Genomic DNA, 26,632 nt, shown 5'->3' with positions numbered 1-26,632 from the left:
CCCAAACCTATAATCGAATGTTCAAGCAAATCAAGCATTTAGGCGCGTTCCCGCGCCTGCGCAGAACCAGATCCCGATGAGCCAGCCCACCTTCACCGTCGCCGACATCCGCAAGACTTTTCTCGACTTCTTTGCCTCCAAGGGTCACACGGTGGTGGCCTCGAGCCCGCTCGTGCCCGGCAACGACCCGACCCTGATGTTCACCAACTCGGGGATGGTTCAGTTCAAGGACGTGTTCCTCGGCGAGGACAAGCGCCCCTACGTACGCGCCACCTCGGTCCAGGCCTGCCTGCGTGCCGGCGGCAAGCACAATGACCTGGAGAACGTGGGCTACACCGCGCGCCACCACACCTTCTTCGAGATGCTGGGCAACTGGAGCTTCGGCGACTACTTCAAGCGCGAGTCGCTGATGTGGGCCTGGGAACTGCTCACGCAGGTCTACAAGCTGCCGGCCGACAAGCTCTGGGCCACCGTCTACATCGAGGACGACGAGGCCTACGACATCTGGACGAAGGACATCGGCCTGCCGCCCGAGCGCGTGGTGCGCATCGGTGACAACAAGGGCGGCCGCTACATGTCCGACAACTTCTGGATGATGGCGGACACCGGCCCCTGCGGCCCGTGCAGCGAGATCTTCTACGACCACGGCCCGGAGATCGCCGGCGGTCCGCCCGGCAGCCCGGATGAAGACGGCGACCGCTACATCGAGATCTGGAACAACGTGTTCATGCAGTTCGACATGCAGCCCGACGGCTCGGTCAAGAAGCTGCCCGCCCCCTGCGTCGACACCGGCATGGGCCTGGAGCGCCTGGCCGCCATCCTGCAGCACGTGCACAGCAACTACGAGATCGACATTTTCGATGCGTTGATCAAGGCCGCAGCGCGCGAGACGGGCGAGAAGGACTTGGCCAACAGCAGCCTGCGCGTGATCGCCGACCACATCCGCGCCACCGCCTTCCTGGTGGCCGACGGCGTGATCCCGTCGAACGAAGGCCGCGGCTACGTGCAGCGCCGCATCATCCGCCGCGCCATCCGCCACGGCTACAAGCTCGGTCAAAAGAAACCCTTCTTCCACAGGCTGGTGCCCGACCTCGTTGCGCTGATGGGCGAGGCGTATCCGAAGCTCGTCGCCGACCAGAAGCATGTCACCGACACGCTGAAGGCCGAAGAAGAACGCTTCTTCGAGACGCTGGCCAACGGCATGGAAATCCTCGATGCCGCATTGGCCGGCAATGCCAAAGTGCTGCCGGGCGAAGTCGCCTTCAAGCTGCACGACACCTTCGGCTTCCCGCTCGACCTGTCGGCCGACGTCTGCCGTGAACGCGGCGTGAGCGTCGACGAGGCCGGCTTCAAGGCCGCGATGGAAAAGCAGAAGGCCGCAGGCCGCGCCGCGGGCAAGTTCAAGATGGACCGCAACGTCGAGTACGCCGGCGCGGGCAACACCTTCACCGGCTACGAGCACCTCGAGGAAAGCGCGAAGGTGCAGGCGCTGTACTTCGAAGGCGCCGCGGTGAATGAACTGAAGGAAGGCCAGCCCGGCATCGTGGTGCTCGACACCACGCCGTTCTATTCGGAGAGCGGCGGCCAGGTCGGTGACCAGGGCGTGTTGAGCGCCGAGGGCGTGCAGTTCGGCGTGGAAGACACGCAGAAGATCAAGGCCGACGTGTTCGGCCACCACGGCACGCAGACGCAGGGCACGCTCAAGGTCGGCGACTCCGTCAAGGCCGCGGTCGATGGCGAACGCCGCAACGCGACCATGCGCAACCACAGCGTGACCCACCTGATGCACAAGGCCCTGCGCGAGGTGCTGGGCACGCACGTGCAGCAGAAGGGCTCGCTGGTCGACGCCGACAAGACGCGCTTCGACTTCGCGCACAACGCTGCGGTCACGCGCGACCAGATCCTCGAGATCGAGAAGCGCGTGAACGCCGAGATCCTGGCCAACGCGCCCACGCAGGCGCGCGTGATGGACATGGAGTCGGCTCAGAAGACCGGCGCGATGATGCTGTTCGGCGAGAAGTACGGTGAGACGGTGCGGGTGCTCGACATCGGCTCCAGCCGCGAACTCTGCGGCGGCACCCACGTGCAGCGCACCGGCGACATCGGCCTCTTCAAGATCACCAGCGAAGGCGGCGTGGCCGCGGGCGTGCGCCGCATCGAAGCCATCACCGGTGCCAACGCGCTGAGCTACCTGCAGGACCTGGAGTCGACCGTGCAGAGCGTGGCCGCCACGCTCAAGGCGCCGACTGCCGAAGTGCAAGGCCGCCTCGGCCAGGTGCTCGACCAGGTGCGTGCGCTGGAGCGCGAGGTCGGTTCGCTCAAGGGCAAGCTGGCTTCGTCCAAGGGCGATGAATTGCTGGCCCAGGCGATCGAAGTCAAGGGCGTGAAGGTGCTGGTGGCCCAACTCGATGGCGCGGACGCCAAGACGCTGCGCGACACCATGGACAAACTCAAGGACAAGCTCAAGAGTGCGGCCATCGTGTTGGCCGCCGTCGACGGCGCCAAGGTGCAGATCGCTGCCGGCGTCACGAGCGACACCATGGGCAAGGTCAAGGCCGGCGAACTCGTCAATTTCGTCGCCCAGCAGGTGGGCGGCAAGGGCGGCGGAAAGCCCGACATGGCGATGGCCGGCGGCACCGATGCCAGCGGTCTGCCGAAGGCGCTGGCTTCGGTGCAGGCCTGGGTGGCCGAGCGGCTCTGAACGGAACGGGCTCAGGCGGCGGGCAGCAGCGCGACGGGCGCAGCGTCACCGTCGCCGGTGCGGGCCACCCGTCAATCGGGTTCCTCTTCGTCTTCCTCCTCGGGGCCGCCGCTGTCGTCCACCAGGTTCACGCTGCGCGTGTGCACTTCCGCCGGATCGGCGGCCCTGCCACCCGGGCGGATGATGTGATCGGGCAGGATGTCGGCGCCATCGGGCGGTGTGTCGCCCTCCACATCGGCGCGCTCGCCGGTGCCTGAGGCATCGCTGCCCCCGTCGAGCGGTTCGAGCGCCCCGCCGCCCAGGTTGTCGTCCGGCTGCGCGAGGTCGGCCCGTTGGCCGAGCGTGTCGCTGCCGCTGTCCGAGCTGTCGCTCGGTCCGAGGATGCGGGTGTCGTCGTCCGCGCTGCCCTCGGCGCTGTCGTGGTTGCCTGTCAGGCTGCTGGTGGCCATGTCTTGTCCTCCTGATGTCACGGCGAATGGGCCTGCCGCCCGGCAAGCCTGAATCGTCAGCGTCGCGGCGGCGGCGTGGGCGCGCTGTGAGAGGCGGCCGACGTCCGCTGTCAGGTCAGGGCGCTGCAGGCCGGCCGGGGCACGCGGTGGCACGGCCGTTGCATGCACCGGCTCGATGCACGACCAGGCCCTGACCCTGCCCAGCGTCGCCCAAGCCGGCGTCGACCCGCTGTGGCGACACCCACTGAGCCTGCTGCTCGAATCGACCGGCGAGGGCATCTTCGGCATCGACCTCGACGGCCACTGCATGTTCATCAACCGCGCCGGTGCGCAGCTGCTGGGCTGGCCCGCGGCCGAGGCGCTCGGCCACAACATGCACGAGCTGACGCATCATTCGCATGCCGATGGTTCGCACTACCCCGACACCGACTGCCCCATCTTCAACGCCTTCCGGCGTGGCCTGCCGTGCCGCATCGACACAGAGGTGTTCTGGCGGCGCAACGGCACGTCCTTCGCGGTCGAATACTCCAGCCATCCGATTGTCGATGGCGACACCGTCCGCGGTGCGGTGATCGCCTTCGTCGACATCACCGAGCGCAAGCGCGCTGCCGCCGCGTTGCAGCAGTCGCGCGATGAACTCGAGCAACGCGTGGCGGAGCGCACCGCCGAACTCAGCGCTGCGTTGCAGCAGGTGCGCGAGCTGTCGGCGTACATGGACTCGGTGCGCGAGGAGGAGCGCACCCGCATCGCGCGCGAGGTGCATGACGAGCTCGGCAGCCTGCTGGTCGCCCTCAAGATGGATGTCAACTGGATCGGCAAGCGCCTGGGTGAGCAGCAGTCGCGCGATGCCGACGCAGCCCAGGCCATGCGCCAGCAGATGCGCGGCAAGTGCGACAACATGGGTGCGCTGATCGAGCGCGCGGTCGACAACGTCGGCCGCATCATCACCGATCTGCGCCCGAGCATCCTCGACCACCAGGGCCTGTGGGCGGCGCTTGAATGGCAGGCGCACGAGTTCGTGCAGTCGGCCGAGCTCGAGCTCGGCTGGGACCTGCGGGTCGACGAATCCCTCGAACTCCCCGAGCCTGCGGCGATGGCGGTGTTCCGCATCTTCCAGGAGATGCTGAGCAACATTGGCCGGCATGCGCGTGCGGCGCGGGTCGACATCCGCATCCGCACCGACGACGGCGTGCTCGAACTGCGGGTGAAGGACGACGGTGTCGGCGCCGCGCCGCAGGCCTTCGGCGCGCCGACGTCCTACGGCGTGCGCGGCATGCGCGAGCGGGCGCTGCATTTCGGCGGCAGCATCGAGATCGCGAGCCAGCCGGGGCAGGGCAGTACATTCCGGCTCCGTCTTCCGCTTTCGACCGCGCATTGACGCCATGACACAACCCATCCGCGTCCTCATCGGCGACGACCACCGCATCGTCCGCGAAGGCCTGAAGCAGGTGCTGGGCGACCTGTCGAACGGCGCGCCCGAGATCGTCGTCTGTGCCGAGGCGCAGACCGGCCCCGAAGTGCTCGAACGCGTGCTGGCGCTGCAAGGTGGCGAGGGTGTCGACGTGGTGCTGCTCGACATCGCTCTGCCTGAGCGCGACGGCCTCGACGTGCTGCAGGCCTTGCGCGCCGCGTGGCCCGCGTTGCCGGTGCTGATGCTCTCGACCTACCCGGAGCGCCAGTACGCGGTGCGCTGCATCAAGCTGGGCGCGGCCGGCTACCTCAACAAGAGTGCCGACGCCGACGCGATGGTGGCGGCGGTGCGCAAGGCGGCGGCCGGCGGCATCTACGTGTCGGCGGCCACCGCCGAGGCGTTGGCCGCTGCGGTGAGCAAGGTGTCGGCCACCGAGGCGCTGTCCCACCGCGAGCACCAGGTCTTCCGGCTGCTCACGGCCGGGCACAGCGTGAGCGAAATCGGTGCGCAGCTGGGTCTGGCGCCGAACACGGTGAGCACCTACCGGGCACGCATTCTCGAGAAGACCGGCGCGAAGAACGACGTCGAGCTCGCGCTGTACGCCGAGCGGCACGGCAAATCGGCCCCGGCCGCCTGAAAACACGGGCTGCGACGACCGCCTTGTAGGGCCAGCACTACAAGGCATCGATCCGCGCTGTGCGATTTCATGGGCCGGGCCTGCGCTGGCCCGCAACCGGCCCGCGGCTTGCAATGCATCTGCATCTTTTCAACGAGGTGCACCATGACCCGACTGCCCGAATCGACTGCGAACGATCCGTACGACGCCGACCGGCCCCTGATGCTGCGCTGCGCCTGCGGCCAGGACCATGCGCCCGACCAGCATGCGAGCGCGATGGCCCTGTCGGACGACAAGCTCGAAGCCAGCCTGATCAAGGCGCTGTTCCCTGTCGACAGCGTGCGTCGCCACTTTCTGCGTGCCGTCGGTGCCGGCACGGCGCGCGCCGCGATCATGTCGGTGCTGCCGCTGGGCGCATTGCAGGCCATGGCGCAGGAGAAGGGCCCACTCGAGAAGAAGGACCTGAAGATCGGCTTCATCCCGATCACCTGCGCCACGCCGCTGATCATGGCCCACCCCCTGGGCTTCTACAAACAGCAGGGCCTGAACGTCGAGGTGGTCAAGACGGCGGGCTGGGCGCTGATCCGCGACAAGATGCTCAACAAGGAATACGACGCGACGCACTTCCTGTCGCCGATGCCGCTGGCCATCTCGATGGGTGCCGGCTCCAACGCGACGCCGATGAACGTCGCGACCATCCAGAACACCAACGGCCAGGCGATCACGCTGGCCAACAAGCACAAGGACAAGCGCGACCCGAAGCTGTGGAAGGGCTTCAAGTTCGCGGTGCCCTTCGAGTACAGCATGCACAACTTCCTGCTGCGCTACTACGTGGCGGAAGCCGGCCTGAACCCCGACACCGACATCCAGATCCGCGTGGTGCCGCCGGCCGAGATGGTTGCCAACCTGCGCGCCGGCAACATCGACGGCTACCTGGGCCCCGACCCGTTCAACCAGCGCGCGGTGTTCGAGGAAGTAGGCTTCATCCACATCCTCACCAAGGAGATCTGGAACGGCCACCCCTGCTGCGCCTTTGGCTCGTCGACCGAGTTCATCCAGAAGAACCCCAACACCTTCGCGGCCCTGTACCGCGCGGTGCTCACCGCGTCGGCCATGGCCCGCAAGCCCGAGAACCGCGAACTCATCGCCAAGGTGATCGCGCCGGCGCAGTACCTGAACCAGCCCGAGACCGTGCTCACGCAGGTGCTGACCGGTCGCTTCGCCGACGGCCTGGGCAACATCAAGACGGTGCCCGACCGCGCCGACTTCGACCCGATCCCGTGGCAGTCGATGGCCGTCTGGATGCTCACGCAGATGAAGCGCTGGGGCTATGTGAAGGGCGACGTCGATTACCAGCAGATCGCCGAGAAGGTCTTCCTGCTGACCGACGCCAAGAAGCGCATGAAGGAGATCGGACAGACCCCGCCGGAGGGCGCGTACCCGAAGTTCACGATCATGGGCAAGGTGTTCGACCCGGCCCAGCCCGATGCGTACGTGAAGAGCTTCGCCATCCACAAGATGGCGGCCTGAGCGCGGGCCGCCATGCGCACCTCGCTCAACGTGAAGGCCGGGCTGCTCTCGCTGCTGCTGCTGCTCGTGTTCCTCGGCATCTGGCAGGTCGCCACGATGTCGACCGCATTGGTCGCCGCGCAGCCTGCGCTGACGCCGGAGCAGATCGAGTACCAGAAGATGCTCGGCAAGAGCCCGGAGCCGGGCCAGACCAAGGCCTCGGGCTTTCCGACGCCGGCCGAAATGGGCGCGGCGGCATGGAAGCACCTGTCGAACCCGTTCTACGACAACGGCCCGAACGACAAGGGCATCGCGATCCAACTGGCTTGGTCGCTCGGCCGCGTCGGGCTGGGCTTTTTGCTGGCCTGCCTGGTGGCGGTGCCGCTGGGCTTCGTGATCGGCATGTCGCCGCTGCTGCACAAGGCCTTCGACCCCTTCATCCAGGTGCTCAAGCCGATTTCGCCGTTGGCGTGGATGCCGCTGGCGCTCTACACCATCAAGGATTCGTCGACCAGCGGCATCTTCGTGATCTTCATCTGTTCGGTATGGCCGATGTTGCTCAACACCGCCTTCGGCGTGGCCTCGGTCAAGCGCGAATGGCTCAACGTGGCGAGCACGCTGGAGGTGAAGCCGCTGCGCCGCGCCTTCCGCGTGATCCTGCCGGCCGCGGCGCCGACCATCCTCACCGGCATGCGCATCAGCATGGGCATCGCCTGGCTCGTCATCGTCGCGGCCGAGATGCTGGTGGGTGGCACCGGCATCGGCTACTTCGTGTGGAACGAGTGGAACAACCTGTCGCTCACGAACGTGATCTTCGCGATCCTGCTGATCGGCGTGGTGGGCATGCTGCTCGACCTGGCCTTCGTGGGGCTGCAGAGGAAGGTGACGTATGTGGAGTGACTTCTCGCCCGAAAGGATGGCCATGCCGCCCACCCCGCCCGTGCCTCCTGGTCCGTCTTCCGATCTGGCCGCGACGCTGCTGCGCGTCGAAGCGCTCGCCAAGGCCTACGTGCCGGCCAAGCCGGTGTTCGCCGATGTCTCCTTCACCCTGCAGCGCGGCGAGTTCGTCTGCATCATCGGCCACTCGGGCTGCGGCAAGACGACCATCCTCAACGTGCTGGCAGGGCTCGACACCGCCACCGGCGGCCATGCCTTCATGGATGGCCGGGAGATTGTCGGGCCGAGCCTCACGCGCGGCGTGGTGTTCCAGAGCCACGCACTGATGCCGTGGCTCACGGTGCGCAAGAACATCGCCTTCGCCGTGGAGTCACGTTGGCCCGATTGGTCGCGCAAGCAGGTCGACCAGCAGGTGGTGCGCTTCGTCGAACTGGTGGGTCTGGGCGCGGCCATCGACAAGAAGCCATCGCAGCTGTCCGGCGGCATGAAGCAGCGCGTGGGCATCGCCCGCGCCTTCGCGATCCAGCCGCGCATGCTGCTGCTCGACGAGCCCTTCGGCGCGCTCGACGCGCTCACGCGCGGCACCATCCAGGACGAGCTGATGCGCATCGTGCGGCAGACGCAGCAGACCGTCTTCATGATCACGCACGACGTGGACGAAGCCATCCTGCTGGCCGACCGCATCCTGTTGATGCGCAACGGCAGCGAGACGTCCGCCGGCTACCTGCCCGGCAACATCGCCGAGAGCGTGGTGAACCCGCTGCCGCGCGAGCGCACCCGCGCCGGGCTGCATCACCTCGACGGCTACTACGCGCTGCGCAACCACATCGTCGACTTCCTGGTCACCCGAGCGAAAGCGACCTGACCGACTCATCCCCTCAGACAGTTACCCAACAGGAGAAAACCCCGCATGAACCGCAACGACATCACCGAGAAGATCATCACCGTGAAGGTGGCCAAGGGCATCCAGTGGGCCGACGTGGCCAAGAAGGTCGGCCTCTCCAAGGAGTGGACTACCGCCGGCTGTCTCGGCCAGATGACTTTCGACGCCGCCCAGGCCAAGGTCATCGGCAAGATCTTCGGCCTCACCGCCGAAGAGCAGAAGTGGCTGCAGGTCGTACCCTACAAGGGCTCGCTGCCGAACGCCGTGCCGACCGACCCGCTGATCTATCGCTGGTATGAAATCGTCAGCGTCTACGGCACGACCATCAAGGAACTCATCCACGAGGAATTCGGCGACGGCATCATGAGCGCGATCGACTTCAGCATGGACATCGACCGCCAGGCCGACCCCAAGGGTGACCGCGTGAAGGTCGTGCTCTCAGGCAAGTTCCTGCCGTACAAGACGTACTGAACGCAGGGGTGCGCCGTTGCTGCGCGGCCTGCCCAAGGGAAATCAACGGCTTGCGCGGCCGCTGTAATCAGCGGCGGTGCCGTTCCGAGCAAGCATCGCGAACGCACTGGCGCAGCCAGCGGTGAGCGAGATCCCCATCCATTCTCGGGTGCCAGAGCAATGAGACAGTGATCTCCGGCGCGGGCACTGGCAGCCCAAAGCTGTACAGACCGACGCGCAGGCCTTCGGTGTGGCGCTCGGGAACACTGGCGACAAAGTCGGTCGCGCGAGCCAGTGCCAGCGCGGTCGAGAATCCGCCGACCTCCGTGCCGATCTCGCGTGCCAGACCGAGCGGTTTCAATGCTTCGTCGATCGGCCCTCTGTCGAAACCCCGACGCGAGACGACGACATGCCTTTCGGCCGCGTAGCGCGCGGGCGTCATCTCGCCTTGACACAGCGGGTGCCCGATGCGCACGACGCCAATGAACCGGTCCCTGAACAAGGCCTGCACACGGACCTCGGGGCTTGTGGTGGCACCGATGACGCCCGTCTCCAGGTCGACGGTGCCGTCGCGAAGGGATGCGCTCTCCTTGTCCGCCTTTTGCATGAAGCGCAACCGCACGCCAGGCGCCTCCAGGCCGACGCGCTCGAGGAGGCCGGGCCCGAAGGTCTCGACAAAGCCTTCACGGGTGCGCAGCGTGAATGTTCGGACGAGTTCCCTCAGCTTGAGCGCCTCGGCGGGCCGGAGGACTGCTTCAGCCTCCTGGACGAGGTGATTGACCCGCTCGCGCAGTTCGAGCGCGCGGGGGGTGGCCACCAGGCCCCGTCCGGCCCGAACCAGCAGGGGGTCGCCGGTCGTTTCGCGCAATCGCGCAAGGGCCCGGCTCATCGCCGACGGGCTCAACCGCAAACGTCTCGCAGCGCCTGCGACGCTGCCTTCGGCAAGGAGCACATCCAGGGTGACGAGCAGGTTCAGATCAGGCGATGACATGCCTCGACGCTAGCACGGTCGATCTGATGTGGCGTCTGACGCACGTAGATGTTGCAGCTGCTGCGCCTTCCGCAATTCGGAGCGGAGTCCTATCGTCCTGGAACTGCTTGAACGGGGTTCGTCCGAGCACAACACAAAGGAAGAAATGGTGGCCAACGGTACTTTTGAAGCGTCGATTCAGGGAATCAGGTCGGTCTGGGGACCGCTGGGCGACAAGGTGGTCGATGGTTGCAAACGCCACCTTGCGGACCTCCTCAAGGCACCCGCCACGGAAGATTGGTTGGCAGCCTTGCATGAGGAGGCCCCGGCCAACAAGGAGCTGTATCGCGATCCTGACCACGGGTTCGTGCTGCTGGCGCATTCGGAATACGCAGGGCTCTACAGGCCACCCCATGACCACGGCCGGGGTTGGGTGATCTATGCGGTCCAGCAGGGAGAAATCGAGATGAGGACCTATGCGCGGGTCTTGAACTCGGACGGCAGTGTCGGACTGGTAAAGCGGGATTCCACGTTGATGCGACCGGGGCAGGTCCAGGTGTATCTGCCCGGGGACATCCACGACACACAGTGCGTGAAGGGGCCCACGCTGCTGTTTCGCTTCACCGAGCGTGACCTGAAGAAGGAAGACAAGGAAGAGCACCGGGTGACACGGTATGTCGAGCGGAACGGCGTCTGGACGGTCGGGACATCATGACCCCGCCTTCCACCGCGCGGCGTCCGCGCATCGCCGCGGTTGCCGCGGTCCTGGCAGCCATGGTGCTCGTGGTGCTCGACGCGGGCATTGCCAACGTGGCGCTTCCGACCATCGCACGATCCCTGCAGGTCACGCCGGGCATGTCCGTGTGGGTCATCACGGCGTACCAGGCGGCGTTGGTGATGGGCCTGCTGCCTTGCGCTGCGTTGGGAGAGAGCCTGGGCTATCGCCGTGTATTCGCGGGGGGGGTTGCCGTGTTCACCGGGGCGTCCGTGGTGTGCGCGCTGTCGCCGTCCCTGCCGTGGCTCGTTGCGGCCCGCTTCCTGCAGGGTCTCGGGGGTGCCGCCGTCATGTCGCTCGGCGTGGCGCTGTTGCGTTCTGTCGTTCCGCGTCGGCAGCTCGGCGCCGCCATCGGCTGGAACGCGCTCGCCGTTGCACTGTCCTCTGCGGCCGGTCCGACGATCGGTGCCCTGATTCTCTCGGCCGCGAGCTGGCCCTGGCTGTTCGCGTTGAACCTGCCGCTGGGTGCGGTGGTACTGCTCGCCACGCGTGCGCTGCCGGCGCTCATCGGGACGGCACGCCGACTCGACCTGTCCAGCGTGGCGCTGAATGCAGGAGCCTTTGCGTCACTGGTCATTGGCGCGGAACTTCTGATCGAAGCACCGCCCCTGGCCGCCGTCCTCCTTGCTGCGGCAGTACTCGGCCTGGCGGCGCTGGTCCGGCGGGAGATGCCGAAAGTCGCACCTTTGATTCCGCTGGACCTGCTCCGCTCGGAATCGTTGCGCATCTCGGTGATCGCCTCGATGTGCTGCTTCGCCGGCACGGCACTGGGCATGATGGCGCTTCCCTTTTACCTGCAGCGCACGTTGGGACTTGACGCGCTGACGACGGGGCTCTACATCACGCCTTGGCCGCTGACAGTGGCGATCGCGGCGCCGTTCGCGGGCCGTCTTGCCGACCGCCTGCCAACCGCCTGGCTCTGCGCCGCGGGGGGCACTGTTCTCGCGATGGGGCTCGCAGCTGCCTCGCTGTGGCCGTTGCCGGGACGGCCGCAGCCGTTGATCCTGTTCGCCGTGCTATGCGGCCTGGGCTTCGGGCTTTTCCAGGTGCCGAACAACCGCAATATGTTTCTCTCGGCCCCCGCCGAAAGAAGTGGCGCAGCGGGCGGTATGCAGGGCACGGCCAGATTGGTGGGTCAAACCGGAGGAGGAATCATCATGAGCCTGCTCTTCACTGTGGCATCCGCCGACGCGGCGCCCAGGGTCGGCCTCGGGATCGGTGCTGTGTTGGCGTTGGCTGCTGGCCTTGTGAGCATGGCGCGGGCAAGACCGCAAGTGGCTTGCCCCTGATCAGTTAGACGACGTCAACCACTGTGCACCCCCACTGACCGCGCGGCGTGGGCGGCGTCGTCAGCTCGCATAGCTGCGGTCGATCCGGTCCAGCTTGCGGATCAACGCCGGCCAGACGAAGCTGCCGCCCAGGCCACCGGTCTGCACCTTCATCGCATGGCCCACGCCTTCGAGAATGCGGGGATCGACCTGTGTGAGTTCACCGCCGCCGGACTGTGCGGCGATCTGGATCTGGCAGGTGTTCTCGAAGGTGTACATCGCCAGGAAGGCGTCGGCGATCGTCTTGCCGACCGTCAGCAGCCCATGGTTGCGCAGCATCAGGAAATTGGCGCTCCCCATGCTGGCCTGCAGTCGGGCCTTCTCGTCGTCGCGGATCGCGACGCCCTCGTAGCCGTGGTAGGCCAGTGACGCCAGCACGAAGGTCGACTGCTGGCTGATTGGCAGCACGCCGTTCTTCTGCGCGCTGACGGCGATGCCGGCGCGCGTGTGGGTGTGCAGCACGCACTGGACGTCGTCGCGCGCGGCGTGCACCGCACTGTGGATCGTGAAGCCGGCCGGGTTGACCGGGTAGGGCGAGTCGATCACCTTGTTGCACTGCTCGTCGACCTTCACCAGGCTCGATGCGGTGATCTCGTCGAACATCAGGCCGTAGGGGTTGATGAGAAAGTGGTGGCCCGGGCCCGGCACCCGGGCGCTGATGTGGGTGAAGACGAGGTCGCTCCAGCCGTGCAGCGCCACCAAGCGGTAGCAGGCGGCCAGGTCGACGCGCAGCTGCCATTCCTCGGCGCTGACCCTGTCGCGGATGGCGCCGGTTTCGGCGGCGGAGTTGGCATTCATCGTCGTCTCCTGAGCATGGGGGTGGCCATTCTTGCGCTCGGCGCGGCAGTGCGCTGTCATCGTGCCGACAGCCCGGGTGCTCGTTTTCCCGGGGCGACGCTGGCATTTCTTCACGCACCGGACTGCGGGTTTCCCCGGGCATTCAGAAAACGCGGCGGGTGCCGATAGCCATGTGAAGCATTCCCATATGCCGGCGGCAGCCGGTGCTGGAACCGGTCGAGGGCGGCCGTTCGGCGGAGTGTCGTGCGTCAGCTTCCTCAACCTTCATCGACTGTCGACCATGTCTGCTACTCCAAAGCCTCGCTCCATGACCATCGCCAGAAAAATGGCGCTCCTCACCCTCAGTGCCGTCGTCGGCATGCTCGTGCTGACGGCCGTGTTCCTGGTCTCCGAACGGCGCCTGGTCCTGGCCGAACGCCAAAGCAGCGTGCGGCAGGTGGTCGAGTCCGCCCACGGGGTGCTGAGCTACTACCACGGCCTGGCGGCGAAGGGCACGCTCAGCGAGGCCGAGGCGCAGCAGCAAGCCATGCAGGTGGTCAAGGGCATGCGCTACGGCGGCACCGAATACTTCTGGATCAACGACATGCAACCGCGCATGGTGATGCACCCGATCAACCCCGCCCTGGACGCCAAGGACCTGTCGGCGAACAAGGACGCGACGGGCAAGCCCCTCTTCATGGCGTTCGTGAACATGGTGAAGGAGCAGGGCGCCGGCTTCGTGCCCTACCTTTGGCCCAAGCCCGGCAGCGACAAACCGGTGCCGAAGGTGTCATACGTCATGGGCTTCAAGCCCTGGGGTTGGGTGATCGGCTCGGGCGTGTACATCGACAACGTCGACACCGTGCTGCTCGGTCGGTCGATCGGATTCGGCAGCGGCGCGCTGGCGCTGGCGTGCGTATTGCTGTGCATCGGATGGTTCATCTCGCGCGGCATCGTGCGCCAGCTCGGCTGCGAGCCCGAGCGGGCCGCCGGCATCACGCGGCGAATCGCCGAGGGCGACCTGAGCGTCGCGATCGACCTGCGCAAGGACGATGAATCCAGCGTGCTGCACGCCATCCGCACCATGCGCGACAGCCTGGCCAAGGTGGTGGGCGAGGTGCGCCAGGGCACCGACACCATGGCCACCGCGTCGAGCCAGATCGCCTCGGGCAACCAGGATCTGTCGTCCCGCACCGAGGAGCAGGCCAGCTCGCTGGAACAGACGGCCGCGTCGATGGAGGAACTGACAGCCACCGTCAAGCAGAACGCCGAGAACGCACGCCAGGCGAACCAGCTGGCGGTCGCCGCTTCCGACGTCGCGGTGCGCGGCGGCAACGTGGTGAGCCAGGTCGTGGGCACGATGGGCTCGATCAATGCGTCGAGCAAGAAGATCGTCGACATCATCGGCGTGATCGACGGCATCGCTTTCCAGACCAATATCCTGGCGCTGAACGCGGCGGTCGAAGCCGCGCGGGCCGGCGAGCAGGGCCGCGGCTTTGCCGTCGTCGCCTCTGAAGTGCGCAGCCTGGCGCAGCGCTCGGCCTCGGCCGCCAAGGAAATCAAGGCGCTCATCGACGACTCGGTGGGCAAGGTGGGGGCCGGCAGTGCCCAGGTGGCCGAGGCCGGCCAGACGATGGAAGAGATCGTGGCCAGCGTGAAGCGGGTGACCGACATCATGGGCGAGATCATGGCCGCCAGCCAGGAGCAGACCTCGGGCATCGAGCAGATCAACCAGGCGATCACGCAGATGGACCAGGTGACGCAGCAGAACGCGGCGCTGGTGGAAGAGGCCGCAGCGGCTGCCGCTTCGCTGCAGGACCAGGCCGGCAGCCTGTCGCAGTTGGTCGGCATCTTTCAGCTCACGCCTGCCGCGCCGGCCCGGCGCTGACCTGCTACAGCGCCATGTGACCGGTCGCAAGCGCCGCCGCGGCCGAGCGCGTCTCCACGCCCAGCTTCTCGAAGATGTGTTCGAGGTGCTTGTTGACGGTGCGGGGGCTCATGCCCAGGATCTCGGCGATGTCGCGGTTGGTCTTGCCCTTGGCCAGCCACGACAGCACCTCCGTCTCGCGCGGCGTGAGCGCGGCGTCGGCCACGCGTGACGCGAGGACCGGGCCCTCGCGCTGCAGCGCCAGCAGCAGCATCGTCTCGCCCAGTGTGGCCGAGCCCATGTTGCGCACCGACAGGCGCGTGCCGGCCGGGGTGGTCGCCAGGATGCTGGCGCCCTCGGCCAGCGCCGACCCAAGCGCGGCAGGCAGTTGCCCCGGTGCGGCCGGTTCGCCCAGCGCATGGAGCCACAGCGCGGCCTGCGGCGAACGCCAGGCCACGCGGCCATGCGTGTCGACGAAGACCACGCCCATGCCGGCCACATCGACCGCGTCGCGCGCCATGCGGGTGATGCGCGCGTTGCGCGTGTGCGTGTGCAGCCGCGCCAGCACCTCCTGCGCGCGGATCGGCTTCACGACGTAGTCGACACCGCCGCAGGCGAAGCCTTCGACCACGTCCTGCGTCTCCGCCATGCCGGTCATGAAGAGCACCGGGATGTGCGCGAGCGCCGGGTTGGCCTTGATGCGTCGACAGGTCTCGAAGCCCGACAGGCCCGGCATCAGCCCGTCGAGCAGGATCGCGTCGGGCACGACGAGTTCGAGCCGCTGGAGGGCCGATTCGCCATCGGCCGCGACGAGCACGGTGTAGCCGCTGGCCTCCAGCGTGTCGCACAACATGCCCAGGCTGCTGGGCGCGTCGTCGACCACGAGCACCACGGGGCGTTCGGACTCAGGGGCTGGGGGCATCGGCATCCTCCGCGAGAGCGTTCTTGAAATCGTCGAGTTCGAAGCGCGCCAGCATGCCGCGCAGTTGGGTGCAGGTGGCGGCCAGCGCCGGGTCGTCGGCGGCCAGCCGGTCGAGCGCCTGCTGCAAGCCGCGCACATGGCCCACCTGCACCAGGCGCATCAGCTCGAGCCGCGCCTCCTCGGGCAGCGAGATCGGCTCGACCGGTGGCGGTGCCGCATCGTGCGCGGCCGGCGGCGGCGTGTGCTGCAACCATTGCAGGCCCAGGTGGCGTTCGAGCGTGGCAATCAGCTCCGACTCGATCACCGGCTTGCCGATGAAGGCCTGGCAGCCGGTGGCCTGCAGCCGGTCGGCCTGGTTCTCGAAGACGTTGGCCGAGACGATGAGGATCGGCACGTTCTCGAAGCCGGCAATGCGCACCCGCGTGGCGGTTTCCCAGCCGTCCATGTCGTCCATGCTGATGTCCAGCAGGATGGCCGAGGGCACGTGCTCGCGCAGGCTGTCCAGGCATTCGGTGCCGCTGGCGGCTTCGTGCACATCGAAGCCCAGCGGCATCAGCATGCCGGCCAGCATCTGGCGCTGCACCGGCTGGTCGTCGACCACCAGCAACGTGCGGCGCGGGCCGAAATAACCAGAGATGGGGCGCTGCGGCTCGGCCTGCGGGCCGGGGTCGGCGACTTCGCGCAGGTACACCCGCACGCTGAAGGTGCTGCCGCGGCTCGACGTGGCCGCCATGCGCAGCTCGCCACCCATCAGCGACGTGAGCAGGCCGGTGATGGTCAGGCCCAGGCCGGTGCCGGGTTCGCCGTGGCGCCGGCCGGCGGCCCCGCGCTCGAAGGGCAGGAAGATGCGCTGGTGGTCCTGCGGCGCCACGCCGATGCCGGTGTCGATCACGTCGAAACGCAGCACCTCGCGGGTCGAATCGACGTGCAGCGTCACGGTGCCGGCCTCGGTGAAGCGCACGGCGTTGGTCAGCAGGTTGATGAGGATCTGGCGCAGCCGCTTGGCGTCGGCATGCACCCAGGCCGGCAGGCGTCCGGCGTGGGTGTAGACGAAGGCCAGGCCCTTGCCCTCGGCCTGCGGACGCACCATGCGCACCACCTCGTCGAGGAAGCCGGGCAGGGCGAGCGGCATCGGCTCCAGCTGCAGGCGGCCGGCCTCGATGCGCGCCAGGTCGAGCAGGCCGTCGATCAGCCCGAGCATGTGCTCCCCGCTCTTGTGGATGGTCTGCACCGCGGCGCGCGGCGGGTGCGTGGCGTCGTCGTTCTTCAGCAAAATCTGCGAGTAGCCCAGGATGCTGTTGAGCGGCGTGCGCAGCTCGTGCGTCATGCCGGCCACGTAGCGCGTCTTGGCCTGGTTCGCCGCCTCGGCGGCTTCCTTGGCGGCCTGCAGCGCGGCGTCGGTGCGGCGGTGTGCCTCGATTTCCAGCGTGAGCAGGTGGTTGTGGCGGTTCGATTCCTCCTGCGCCATCTTGCGGCTCTCGATGCCCAGCACCACCCACCAGGCCGCCACCGCCGCCACCATCGACAGCAGCGCGAAGACCTTGAGGAAAGGCGAGCGCAGAAAGACGTGCGTGGCGTGCGCGTTCGACAGACCTTCCTGCGCGTACACGATGCCCAGCACCGTGGCGAGCAGTGCGATGAGCGAGGTCGCGACCAGCAGGTAGTGCGCGACCCGGAAGTTCAGCCGCAGCGCCAGCGCCGGCGGCAGCAGGGCCTTGATCCACACGCCGATTTGCTCCGAGGCGCGCGAGTTCTTCTTGCAGCCGTCGTGGCAGCGCGATTCGAGCGTGCAGCACAGCGAGCAGATCGGCGCGCTGTAGGCCGGGCAATGCGCCATGTCTTCCGACTCGAAGGCGTTGTCGCAGACCGAGCAGCGCACCAACTGGCCGGGCGCCCAGTGCTGCAGGTCGGTGCGCGCCAGGTAGTAGCGGCCCTTCGTCTTCCAGGCCAGCAGCGGCGACACCACCAGCGCGGTCAGCAGCGCGACGAAGGGCGAGAACGATTCCGCCCAGCGCCCCAGCAGCCCGGCGTACGCCACCATCGCCACCGTCGCCGCGACCACCATCGACACCAGCCCGACCGGGTTGATGTCGTACAGGTGCGCCCGCTTGAACTCGATCGACTTCGGGCTCCAGCCCAGCGGCTTGTTGATGACCAGGTCGGCCACCAGCGCGCCGACCCAGGCGATGGCGATGTTGCTGTAGAGGCCCAGCACTTTCTCCAGCGCGGCGAACACGCCCAGCGTCATCAGCAGCAGGGCGATCAGCACGTTGAACACCAGCCACACCACGCGCCCCGGGTGGCTGTGCGTGAGCCGCGCGAAGAAGTTCGACCAGGCCAGCGAACCGGCGTAGGCATTGGTCAGGTTGATCTTCATCTGCGACACCACGACAAACAGCGTGGTGATGCCCAGCACCCAGGCCGGGTCGCTGAAGACGTAGGCGAAGCCGGCCAGGTACATGCGGGTCGGCTCGACCGCGTGCGCGGCCGGAATCTCGTGCTGCAGCGCGAGGAAGGCGAGGAAGGCGCCGCCCAGCATCTTGAGCATGCCCGGCACGATCCAGCCCGGCCCGGCCACCAGCACCGCGCCCCACCACTTGGCGCGGTTGGCGGCGGTCTTCTCGGGCAGGAAGCGCAGGTAGTCGACCTGCTCGCCGATCTGCACGACGAGCGAAAAGGCCACCGTGGCGCCGGCACCGAACATCAGCGGGTCGAAGTTGTTGGTGCCGGAGAGGCGGCCCACCAGCCCCGTGAAGTCGGCATAGGCCTGCGGGTTCTTCCACAGCACCGCGGCAAAGGGCAGCACGAAGAGCGTGAGCCAGATCGGCTGCGTCCACAGCTGCAGCGCCGAGATCATCGTGATGCCCCGCATCACCAGCGGGATGATGACGATCGACGACACCAGGTAGCACACCGCCAGCGACCAGTCGAAGTACATCTGCAGCGCGAGCGCGAGGATGGCCGCCTCCAGCGCGAAGAAGATGAAGGTGAAGCTCGCGTAGATGAGCGAGGTGAGGGTGGAGCCGAGGTAGCCGAAGCCGGCGCCACGGGTGAGCAGGTCCATGTCGACGCCGTATTTGGCGGCGTAGTAGCAGATGGGCAGGCCGGTGAGAAAGGTGATCAGCCCCACCACCAGGATCGCCCACAGCGCGTTCTCGAAGCCATAGCTCAGCGCAATGGCGCCGCCGATGGCCTCCAGCGCCAGGAAGGAGGTGGCGCCGAAGGCCGCGTTGGCGACGCGGAACTCCGACCACTTGCGGAAGCTGCGCGGCGTATAGCGCAGCGCGTAGTCCTCCAGCGTCTCGTTCGAGACCCAGGTGTTGTAGTCGCGGCGGATGCGAAAGATCTTCTGACCGGTGACGGGCGGCATGTTCCGTTCTCTCAGGGAGGGGGTATGCCGGTCTCGTTGCAAGAAGCGCTCCTTGTCCGTTCGATGGGTAGCAACGGGCGACCAGTCTCGCCGCGCGCGCAGTGGTGGCCTCTACGTTGATTGACGTATTCGGCGTACGTCGGCCCGTTCCTACAGTGGCGGCCATGGTGCTCGACGCGCCGCACGCCGCACAGCGGTGGTGCGTCGGGACACCGTTTGATCCCTGCTCCGCAACCTTTCAACCTTCGACTGGAGATTCCCCCCATGGCCCGTGATCAAGATCCGTCCCTTGCCGAACAGCAGCAGCTCGCGCTGCGCCGCCGCCGTCTGCTGCAGGGCGCCGCCGCGCTGCCGGTGATGGGCCTGAGCGGCCTGAGCTTCGGCCAGCAGTTCCCGACGGCCAAGGTCAACACGACCAAGCTCGCGGTGACCGACACCGAAGTCACCGTCGGCCAGCTGCACTCCTCGAGCGGCACGATGGCCATCTCGGAGACCGGCTCGATCCAGGCCGAGCAGCTCGCCATCGACGAGATCAACGCGATGGGCGGCATCCTGGGCCGCAAGATCAAGGTCATCAAGGAAGACGGCGCCTCCGACTGGCCCACCTTCGCCGAGAAGTCGAAGAAGCTGCTGGTCAACGACCACTGCGCCGCGGTGTTCGGCTGTTGGACCAGCGCGTCGCGCAAGGCCGTGCTGCCGGTGTTCGAGAAAGAGAACGGCCTCTTGTACTACCCGACCTTCTACGAAGGCCTGGAGCAGAGCAAGAACGTGTTCTACACCGGCCAGGAAGCCACGCAGCAGATCATCTGGGGCCTGGACTGGGGCGCGAAGGAGAAGAAGGCCAAGACCTTCTTCCTGGTCGGCTCCGACTACATCTGGCCGCGCACCTCGATGAAGATCGCGCGCAAGCACATCGAGACGGTGGGCAAGCTCGGTTCGGTCAAGGGCGAGGAGTACTACCCGTTGGGCCACACCAACTTCAACTCGCTGATCAACAAGATCAAGGTCGCCAAGCCGGACTGCATCTTCGCAGCGGTGGTGGGCGGTTCGAACGTGGCCTTCTACAAGCAGCTCAAGGCCGCCGGCATCACCGGCGACAAGCAGTTCCTGCTGACGCTGGCCGTGACGGAAGACGAAATGACCGGAGTCGGCGGCGAGAACTTCGCCGGCTTCTACTCGTCGATGAAGTACTTCCAGTCGCTCACCAACGACAACAACAAGAAGTTCGTCGCGGCTTTCAAGGCCAAATACGGCAAGGACGCGGTCATCGGCGACGTGACCCAGGCCGGCTATCTGGGCCCCTGGCTCTGGAAGGCCGCCGTCGAGAAGGCCGGCAGCTTCGACGTCGACAAGGTCGTCGCCGCATCGCCGGGCATCGAGCTGAAGAACGCACCGGAAGGCTACGTGAAGCTCGACGCGAACCACCACCTGTGGAGCAAGGCGCGCATCGGGCAGGGGCAGTTGGATGGCAGCTTCAAGGTGGTCGCGGAATCACCCGACTTGATCAAGCCGGACCCGTTCCCCAAGGGGTATCAATAACCACCCCCGAAGCGGCTCACTTCGTGTAGCCGCCTCCCCCTCGAGGGGGCGACACCAGCGGCCCGGCAAAGCCGGTTCCGCGGTGTCCCCCGGTTGGTTCACTGATCTATCGGACGCAGCGCCATGAGCATTTCAGACATGTGGAACATCGGCCTCATGCAGGGCTTCGCGGGGCTGAGCCTGTTCGCGGTGCTGCTGCTGATGGGCCTGGGGCTGGCGATCATCTTCGGCCAGATGGGCGTGATCAACATGGCGCATGGCGAGTTCATGACCATCGGCGCCTACACGATCTACATGGCCGCGCGCTTCACGGAGCACCTGGCGCCGGCCTTCATGCCGTACAACTTTCCGCTGGCGATCGGCCTGGCCTTCATCCTGGCCTTCATCGCCGGCTGGCTGGTGGAATGGGCACTCATCCGCCACCTGTACAAGCGGCCGCTCGACACGCTGCTCGCCACCTTCGGGATCAGCCTCGGGCTGCAGCAGATCTTCCGCACCTTCATCGGCCCGAAGGAGGTGAGCCCGACGCTGCCCGAGTGGCTGATGGGCTCGTGGGCGCCGGCCGAGGGGCTGGACATTCCGATCAATGGGCTCTTCGTGCTCGGACTGACGGCGCTGTGCACCGTCGGCGTTCTGCTCGCGCTGCACAAGAGCCGCTGGGGCCTGCGGGTGCGCGCCACCGTGGCCAACCGCACGATGGCCAACGCCACCGGCATCGACACCAAGAAGACCGACCGCCTGACCTTCGCCATCGGCTGCGGCATCGCCGGCGTGGCGGGGGCAGCCTTCACCACCATCGGCTCGACCGGGCCGACCTCGGGCTCGCTCTACATCGTCGACGCCTTCCTGGTCGTCACCTTCGGCGGCGCCGCCAGCCTGCTGGGCACCGTGGTCTCGGCCTTCGGCATCGCCCAGACGCAGTCGATCGCCGAGTTCTTCATCACCGGGTCGATGGCGAAGGTGCTGACGCTGTCGCTCATCGTGCTGATTCTGATGATTCGCCCGCAAGGCCTCTTTGCTTCCAAAGTGCGACGCTGAACATGAACACGATCAAATCCCTGATCACGCGCTACCAACTGGCCAGCCTGGTCATCCTGACGCTGCTGCTGGCGGTCGTGCTGCCGCTCTCGCTCGACATCTTCCGCCTCAACCTGGTGGGCAAGTACCTCACCTACGCCTTCGTCGCCGTCGGGCTGGTGATGGTGTGGGGCTACGGCGGCGTGCTGAGCCTGGGACAGGGCGTGTTCTTCGGCCTCGGCGGCTACGCCATGGCGATGTTCCTGAAGCTGGAAGCCTCCGACCCCGAGACGACCAAGATCCAGTCGACGCCGGGCATCCCCGACTTCATGGACTGGAACCAGATCACCGAGCTGCCGCTGATGTGGCTGCCGTTCAAGAGCTTCCCGCTCACGCTGATCCTGGTGATCGCGGTGCCCACGCTGCTGGCCTGGATCATCAGCTACGCGATGTTCAAGCGCCGCGTCGGCGGCGTGTACTTCGCCATCATCACGCAGGCCGTGGCGCTCATCGTCACCGTGCTCATCATCGGCCAGCAGGGCTACACCGGCGGCGTGAACGGCATGACCGACCTGAAGACGCTGCTGGGCTGGGACACCCGCACCGACAGCGCGAAGTACATCCTCTACTACGTGTGCGTGGCCCTGCTGATCGCGAGCATCGTGCTGTGCCGCTGGATCCAGACCAGCAAGCTGGGCACGCTGCTGCTGGCCATGCGCGACAAGGAAGACCGGGTGCGCTTCTCCGGCTACGACGTGTCGAACTTCAAGGTGTTCACCTTCTGCCTGGCGGCGGGCCTGTCGGGCATCGGCGGTGCGCTGTTCTCGCTGCAAGTGGGTTTCATGTCGCCGAGCTTCGTGGGCATCGTGCCCTCGATCGAGATGGTGATCTTCGCGGCGGTCGGCGGGCGCATGAGCCTGGTCGGCGCGGTGTACGGAACGCTGCTGGTCAACGCCGGCAAGACGCTGTTCTCGGAGAGCTTCCCCGACCTGTGGCTGTTTCTGATGGCCGCGCTTTTCATCGGCGTGACCATGGCCTTCCCGATGGGGCTGGCCGGCCTGTGGGAAAGCCACATCGCCCCGTGGTGGAAGAACCGCCGCCAGGCGCTGCGCGACGCGTCGGCCAAGCCGCCGACCTCATCGGCACCACTGCCACCACGCATCGTCGACCCCGCGCCCGGTACCGGTCGGGGCGACCTGCCCGACGGCGTGAGCAGCCAGCGCGTCTGAACCCCCGGAGCCATTCCATGAGCAACACCGATTTCGCACTGGCGGTCGAAGACCTGACCGTGTCCTTCGACGGTTTCAAGGCCATCGACACCCTGACGCTCTACATCGACAAGAACGAGTTGCGCGTGATCATCGGTCCCAACGGCGCGGGCAAGACCACGCTGCTCGACCTGATCTGCGGCAAGACCAAGGCCAGCAGCGGCAGCATCAAGTTCAAGAACACCGAGCTCACGAAGATGGCCGAGCACAAGCGGGTGCGCCTGGGCATCGGCCGCAAGTTCCAGACGCCGTCGATCTACGAGAACCTGAGCGTGTTCCAGAACCTCGAGGTGTCGTACCCCTCGGGCCGCTCGGTCTTTGGCGCGCTGGCGTTCAAGTGCACCGACCAGGTGAAGGCCGCCGTGCAGGCCGTGGCCGAGGACATCGGGCTGGTCGACAAGCTGGGCACCGAAGCCGGGCTGCTGTCGCACGGCCAGAAGCAGTGGCTGGAGATCGGGATGCTGCTGATGCAGGAGCCCGAGCTGTTGATGCTCGACGAACCCATTGCGGGCATGAGTTCGCGCGAACGCGAGCTGACGGCCGAGCTGCTCAAGCGCATCTGCAAGAACCGCGCGGTGATCGTGATCGAGCACGACATGGAGTTCGTCAAGCAGATCGCGCACAAGGTGACGGTGATGCACCAGGGAAAGATCCTGGCCGAAGGGCCGATGGAGAAGGTGCAGGCCGACGAACGCGTGATCGACGTTTACCTGGGGCATTGAGATGAGCAACGTGATGCTGGAAGTCAAAGACCTGCACACCGCCTACGGCCAGAGCGAGGCGCTGCACGGCATCTCCTTCGACGGCATGGCGAACGAGACCATCGCCATCATGGGCCGCAACGGCATGGGCAAGACCACGCTGTTCAAGAGCCTGATGGGCGTGCTGCCGATCAAGAGCGGCAGCATCCGGGTCGCGGGGCAGGACGTGTCGCACGACGAGAGCTTCAAGCGCGTGGCCAAGGGCATCGCCTACGTGCCGCAGGGCCGGATGATCTTCCCGACGCTGACGGTCGAGGAAAACATCCAGACCGGTCTGGAGAACGCCAAGAGCCGGCACATCCCCGAAGAAATCTACGCGCTGTTCCCGGTGCTCTTCGACATGAAGCGGCGCAAGGGCGGCAACCTCTCGGGCGGCCAGCAGCAGCAATTGGCCATTGCGCGCGCGCTGGTCACCAACCCCAAGGTGCTGCTGCTCGACGAGCCGACCGAGGGCATCCAGCCTTCGATCATCAAGGACATCGCCAAGGCGCTCAACGAGATCCGAAAGCTGCGCGGCATCACGATCATCGTGTCCGAGCAGGTGCTGAGCTTCGCGATGGACGTGGCCGACCGGCTCTTCGTCATCGAAGGCGGCCGCCTGGTGCACGAGACCGCACGCGACAAGACCGATGTGAATCACATCAAAGCCTATCTCTCTGTTTAACCACAACCCCCAGGAGCCATTGCACATGACAGATACGCTGATCAAGGTCGACCTGACGAAGTCGCCCACCGAGAACGAGATGATCCACAACCGCTGGCATCCGGACATCCCGATGGCCTGCTGGGTCAATCCAGGCGATGACTTCATCCTCGAGACCTTCGACTGGACCGGCGGCTTCATCAAGAACAACGACAGCGCCGACGATGTGCGCGACATCGACCTGAGTACCGTGCACTACTTGTCGGGCCCCGTCGGCGTGAAGGGAGCGGAGCCCGGTGACCTGCTGGTGGTCGACCTGCTCGACATCGGCGCCAAGCAGGATTCGCTGTGGGGCTTCAACGGCTTCTTCTCCAAGAAGAACGGCGGCGGCTTCCTGACCGACCACTTTCCGCTGGCGCAGAAGTCCATCTGGGACTTCAAGGGCATGTTCACCAGCTCTCGCCACATCCCCGGCGTGAACTTCGCCGGCCTGATCCACCCCGGCCTGATCGGCTGCCTGCCCGACAAGCCGATGCTCGACATGTGGAACACACGCGAGCAGCAGCTGATAGACACCAACCCCACCGGAGGCCTGGCCAACCCGCCCTCGGCCGGCACCGCCCACATGGGCAAGATGACGGGCGAGGCGCGCGCCAAGGCCGCGGCCGAAGGCGCCCGCACCGTGCCGCCGCGCGAGCACGGTGGCAACTGCGACATCAAGGACCTGTCGCGCGGTTCGAAGGTGTTCTTTCCGGTCTACGTCGACGGTGCGGGCCTCTCCGTGGGCGACCTGCACTTCAGCCAGGGCGACGGCGAGATCACCTTTTGCGGTGCCATCGAGATGGCCGGCTGGGTGCACATGAAGGTCACGCTCATCAAGGGCGGCATGGCCAAGTACGGCATCAAGAACCCGATCTTCAAGCCGAGCGTGATGACGCCGAACTACAAGGACTTCCTGATCTTCGAAGGCATCTCGGTCGATGAGGCCGGCAAGCAGTACTACCTCGACGTGAACGTGGCCTACCGCCAGGCCTGCCTCAACGCCATCGAGTACCTGAAGAAGTTCGGCTACTCGGGCGCGCAGGCTTACTCGATCCTCGGTACGGCGCCGGTGCAGGGCCACATTAGCGGCGTGGTGGACGTGCCGAACTCGTGCGCAACGCTCTGGCTGCCCACCGAGATCTTCGACTTCGACATCAACCCGAACGCCAGCGGGCCGACCAAGTTCATCGACGGCAGCATCGACATGCCGCTGTCGCAGGACGTCTGAGGCAATGCCGACCTACGACTACGAATGCCGCGGCTGCGGCGGCTTCGATGCGCTGCGCAGCGTGAGCCGGCGCGACGATCCTGCGGCCTGCCCGGACTGCGGCGCGGGGTCGCCGCGCGTGATGTCGGCCGCGCCGCGCCTGGCGCTGATGGCCGGCAGCACCCGCAATGCCATCGAAACCAACGAGCGCGCGCGGCATGAGCCGAAGAGTTCGAAGGACTACGCGCGGCTGAAGCACCCCGCAGGCTGCGGCTGCTGCGGCAGCAAACGCGGTGCAACCGTGACCACCGCCAGCGGCGTGAAGGGCGCGCCGAGCCGGCGGCCCTGGATGATCAGCCACTGAAAAGATGGGCTTCGGCAGGGCCGCTGCGACTACTGCAGCAGCAAGCCCTGCGCTTCCATGCTCAGCAAGGCGGCCGTCACATTGCGTTCGGTCATCGAAATGTGCTGGCGCAGCAGGGCGACGGCCTGCTCCGCATCTCTTTCGAGCACGGTGGTGACCAGCTTCTTGTGTTCGGAGTTCTTTCGGCGTTCGACCTTGCGGTGCCGGGCCGAGAACTGCCGGTAGCGTTCCGCGCTGTCGAACAGCGAGGACACCAGGTCCATCAACATCGGCGACGACGTGCCGCCATACATGGCCAGATGGAATTCGCGGTGCGCCGCGGTCCAGGCTTCGCTCAAGACCAACGGGCCATCGGCCAGCCGCTGCTCGACAAGCGCCAGCCCGTGCGCGGCACCCACCAATCTGGACTCCCATTGGTCGTCTCCGCAGGCGATCGCATCTCGCAGGGCCTCGGATTCCACCAACAGCCGCACGCGGGTCAGGTCGGCCACGCCCGCAACGGTCAAGGGGGCGACCCGGAAGCCCTTGTTCTCGAAAGCACGCACGAACCCCTGTTCCGAGAGGCGGCTCAGCGCCTCGCGCAATGGGCTGCTGCTCAACGCGTACTGCTTGCTGAGTTCGTCGACCCGCAGGCGCTGGCCGGGCTGGAATTCGCAACGAACGATCGCTTGGCGAAGCCGTCGGTAGGCCCTTTCCGCCAAGGGCGCAACGGATTCCACGAGGTCGTCGGATGAAGAAGAAGGCTTGATCACGGAACCATCATACGGTATGCGCATATTCGAAAGGAAACGGCACAAGGGTTAATACCATGCATAACATCATGTTTTATGCACAAAATAATTCGACGAGGCGCATTCGGGTGTCTC

At 66.4% G+C, this 26,632-nt stretch carries 23 protein-coding genes; 17 read left to right on the top strand and 6 right to left on the bottom strand.

Features of this window, described 5'->3' with window-relative positions; all coding sequences use genetic code 11:
• Nucleotides 1-76: 76 nt before the first annotated feature.
• A complete protein-coding gene (gene alaS / locus ACSFBE_RS17455) occupies nucleotides 77-2,701 on the top strand; it encodes an alanine--tRNA ligase (RefSeq protein WP_435491666.1) in 2,625 nt (874 codons plus the stop codon).
• 71 nt (nucleotides 2,702-2,772) lie between these two features.
• On the opposite strand, the gene ACSFBE_RS17450 is transcribed toward alaS, so the two are convergent.
• The gene (locus tag ACSFBE_RS17450) at nucleotides 2,773-3,150 is read right to left on the bottom strand and encodes a chemotaxis protein (RefSeq protein WP_435491665.1); all 378 of its coding nucleotides are present in this window, start codon (nucleotides 3,148-3,150) and stop codon (nucleotides 2,773-2,775) included.
• A 175-nt stretch (nucleotides 3,151-3,325) separates the two neighbouring features.
• Between ACSFBE_RS17450 and ACSFBE_RS17445 the strand changes: the two genes are divergently transcribed.
• The 6 genes from ACSFBE_RS17445 (at nucleotide 3,326) to cynS (ending at nucleotide 8,937) form a co-directional block, all read left to right on the top strand.
• The gene (locus ACSFBE_RS17445; RefSeq protein ID WP_435491664.1) at nucleotides 3,326-4,528 is read left to right on the top strand and encodes a sensor histidine kinase; all 1,203 of its coding nucleotides are present in this window, start codon (nucleotides 3,326-3,328) and stop codon (nucleotides 4,526-4,528) included.
• 4 nt (nucleotides 4,529-4,532) lie between these two features.
• Complete coding sequence (locus tag ACSFBE_RS17440; RefSeq protein WP_435491663.1) at nucleotides 4,533-5,198, top strand: response regulator transcription factor; 666 nt, start codon at nucleotides 4,533-4,535, stop codon at nucleotides 5,196-5,198.
• A gap of 144 nt (nucleotides 5,199-5,342) precedes the next feature.
• Nucleotides 5,343-6,707 carry a CmpA/NrtA family ABC transporter substrate-binding protein gene (locus ACSFBE_RS17435; protein ID WP_435491662.1) on the top strand — a complete coding sequence of 455 codons (1,365 nt, stop codon included), beginning with the start codon at nucleotides 5,343-5,345 and terminating at the stop codon, nucleotides 6,705-6,707.
• Between the two features lie 12 nt (nucleotides 6,708-6,719).
• Nucleotides 6,720-7,586, top strand: coding sequence for a nitrate ABC transporter permease (gene ntrB / locus ACSFBE_RS17430; protein ID WP_435491661.1), 867 nt, complete (start codon nucleotides 6,720-6,722; stop codon nucleotides 7,584-7,586).
• A gap of 22 nt (nucleotides 7,587-7,608) precedes the next feature.
• A complete protein-coding gene (locus ACSFBE_RS17425) occupies nucleotides 7,609-8,448 on the top strand; it encodes an ABC transporter ATP-binding protein (protein ID WP_435491660.1) in 840 nt (279 codons plus the stop codon).
• A 45-nt stretch (nucleotides 8,449-8,493) separates the two neighbouring features.
• Nucleotides 8,494-8,937, top strand: coding sequence for a cyanase (cynS, locus tag ACSFBE_RS17420; protein ID WP_435457964.1), 444 nt, complete (start codon nucleotides 8,494-8,496; stop codon nucleotides 8,935-8,937).
• A gap of 67 nt (nucleotides 8,938-9,004) precedes the next feature.
• On the opposite strand, the gene ACSFBE_RS17415 is transcribed toward cynS, so the two are convergent.
• Nucleotides 9,005-9,907, bottom strand: coding sequence for a LysR family transcriptional regulator (locus ACSFBE_RS17415; RefSeq protein WP_435491659.1), 903 nt, complete (start codon nucleotides 9,905-9,907; stop codon nucleotides 9,005-9,007).
• A 145-nt stretch (nucleotides 9,908-10,052) separates the two neighbouring features.
• On the opposite strand from ACSFBE_RS17415, the gene ACSFBE_RS17410 reads away from it, so the two are divergent.
• Together ACSFBE_RS17410 and ACSFBE_RS17405 are read left to right on the top strand one after the other, a co-directional pair.
• Entirely contained in the window at nucleotides 10,053-10,601 is a 549-nt protein-coding gene (locus ACSFBE_RS17410) for a hypothetical protein (RefSeq protein WP_435491658.1), read from the top strand.
• Nucleotides 10,598-11,950, top strand: a complete 1,353-nt coding sequence (locus ACSFBE_RS17405; RefSeq protein ID WP_435491657.1) for an MFS transporter — start codon at nucleotides 10,598-10,600, stop codon at nucleotides 11,948-11,950. The genes ACSFBE_RS17410 and ACSFBE_RS17405 overlap by 4 nt, the downstream gene beginning before the upstream one ends.
• Before the next feature lie 60 nt (nucleotides 11,951-12,010).
• Here ACSFBE_RS17405 and ACSFBE_RS17400 read toward each other — a convergent pair whose 3' ends face one another.
• Complete coding sequence (locus tag ACSFBE_RS17400) at nucleotides 12,011-12,787, bottom strand: class II aldolase/adducin family protein (protein ID WP_435491656.1); 777 nt, start codon at nucleotides 12,785-12,787, stop codon at nucleotides 12,011-12,013.
• A 325-nt stretch (nucleotides 12,788-13,112) separates the two neighbouring features.
• On the opposite strand from ACSFBE_RS17400, the gene ACSFBE_RS17395 reads away from it, so the two are divergent.
• Nucleotides 13,113-14,654, top strand: coding sequence for a methyl-accepting chemotaxis protein (locus tag ACSFBE_RS17395; protein WP_435491655.1), 1,542 nt, complete (start codon nucleotides 13,113-13,115; stop codon nucleotides 14,652-14,654).
• Nucleotides 14,655-14,658: 4 nt separating this feature from the next.
• Here the strand turns inward: ACSFBE_RS17395 and ACSFBE_RS17390 are convergent, their stop codons facing one another.
• Entirely contained in the window at nucleotides 14,659-15,555 is an 897-nt protein-coding gene (locus ACSFBE_RS17390; protein WP_435491654.1) for a response regulator, read from the bottom strand.
• Nucleotides 15,539-18,925: a hybrid sensor histidine kinase/response regulator gene (locus ACSFBE_RS17385; protein WP_435491653.1), complete on the bottom strand. Its 3,387-nt coding sequence runs from the start codon at nucleotides 18,923-18,925 to the stop codon at nucleotides 15,539-15,541. The genes ACSFBE_RS17390 and ACSFBE_RS17385 overlap by 17 nt, the downstream gene beginning before the upstream one ends.
• A 264-nt stretch (nucleotides 18,926-19,189) precedes the next feature.
• Between ACSFBE_RS17385 and urtA the strand changes: the two genes are divergently transcribed.
• The 7 genes from urtA to ACSFBE_RS17350 all read left to right on the top strand — a co-directional run bounded on the left by urtA (nucleotide 19,190) and on the right by ACSFBE_RS17350 (nucleotide 25,766).
• Nucleotides 19,190-20,464, top strand: a complete 1,275-nt coding sequence (urtA, locus tag ACSFBE_RS17380; protein WP_435456265.1) for an urea ABC transporter substrate-binding protein — start codon at nucleotides 19,190-19,192, stop codon at nucleotides 20,462-20,464.
• 123 nt (nucleotides 20,465-20,587) lie between these two features.
• Nucleotides 20,588-21,502, top strand: a complete 915-nt coding sequence (gene urtB / locus ACSFBE_RS17375; RefSeq protein WP_435491652.1) for an urea ABC transporter permease subunit UrtB — start codon at nucleotides 20,588-20,590, stop codon at nucleotides 21,500-21,502.
• A 2-nt stretch (nucleotides 21,503-21,504) separates the two neighbouring features.
• Entirely contained in the window at nucleotides 21,505-22,710 is a 1,206-nt protein-coding gene (gene urtC, locus ACSFBE_RS17370) for an urea ABC transporter permease subunit UrtC (RefSeq protein ID WP_435491651.1), read from the top strand.
• Between the two features lie 17 nt (nucleotides 22,711-22,727).
• Nucleotides 22,728-23,471: an urea ABC transporter ATP-binding protein UrtD gene (gene urtD, locus ACSFBE_RS17365; protein WP_435491650.1), complete on the top strand. Its 744-nt coding sequence runs from the start codon at nucleotides 22,728-22,730 to the stop codon at nucleotides 23,469-23,471.
• A gap of 13 nt (nucleotides 23,472-23,484) precedes the next feature.
• Nucleotides 23,485-24,174 (top strand): urea ABC transporter ATP-binding subunit UrtE, encoded by a 690-nt coding sequence (gene urtE / locus ACSFBE_RS17360; RefSeq protein WP_435491649.1) that lies wholly within the window; start codon nucleotides 23,485-23,487, stop codon nucleotides 24,172-24,174.
• 25 nt (nucleotides 24,175-24,199) lie between these two features.
• A complete protein-coding gene (gene fmdA, locus ACSFBE_RS17355; protein WP_435491648.1) occupies nucleotides 24,200-25,423 on the top strand; it encodes a formamidase in 1,224 nt (407 codons plus the stop codon).
• Nucleotides 25,424-25,427: 4 nt separating this feature from the next.
• On the top strand, nucleotides 25,428-25,766 hold the full coding sequence (locus ACSFBE_RS17350; protein WP_435491647.1) for an FmdB family zinc ribbon protein: 339 nt from the start codon (nucleotides 25,428-25,430) through the stop codon (nucleotides 25,764-25,766).
• A gap of 29 nt (nucleotides 25,767-25,795) precedes the next feature.
• On the opposite strand, the gene ACSFBE_RS17345 is transcribed toward ACSFBE_RS17350, so the two are convergent.
• Entirely contained in the window at nucleotides 25,796-26,518 is a 723-nt protein-coding gene (locus ACSFBE_RS17345; protein WP_435491646.1) for a GntR family transcriptional regulator, read from the bottom strand.
• Nucleotides 26,519-26,632: the final 114 nt, after the last annotated feature.

The organism is Variovorax sucrosi, assembly GCF_051216635.1.
Lineage (GTDB): Bacteria > Pseudomonadota > Gammaproteobacteria > Burkholderiales > Burkholderiaceae_C > Variovorax.
This window is presented reverse-complemented; position numbering and strand designations above follow the sequence as displayed.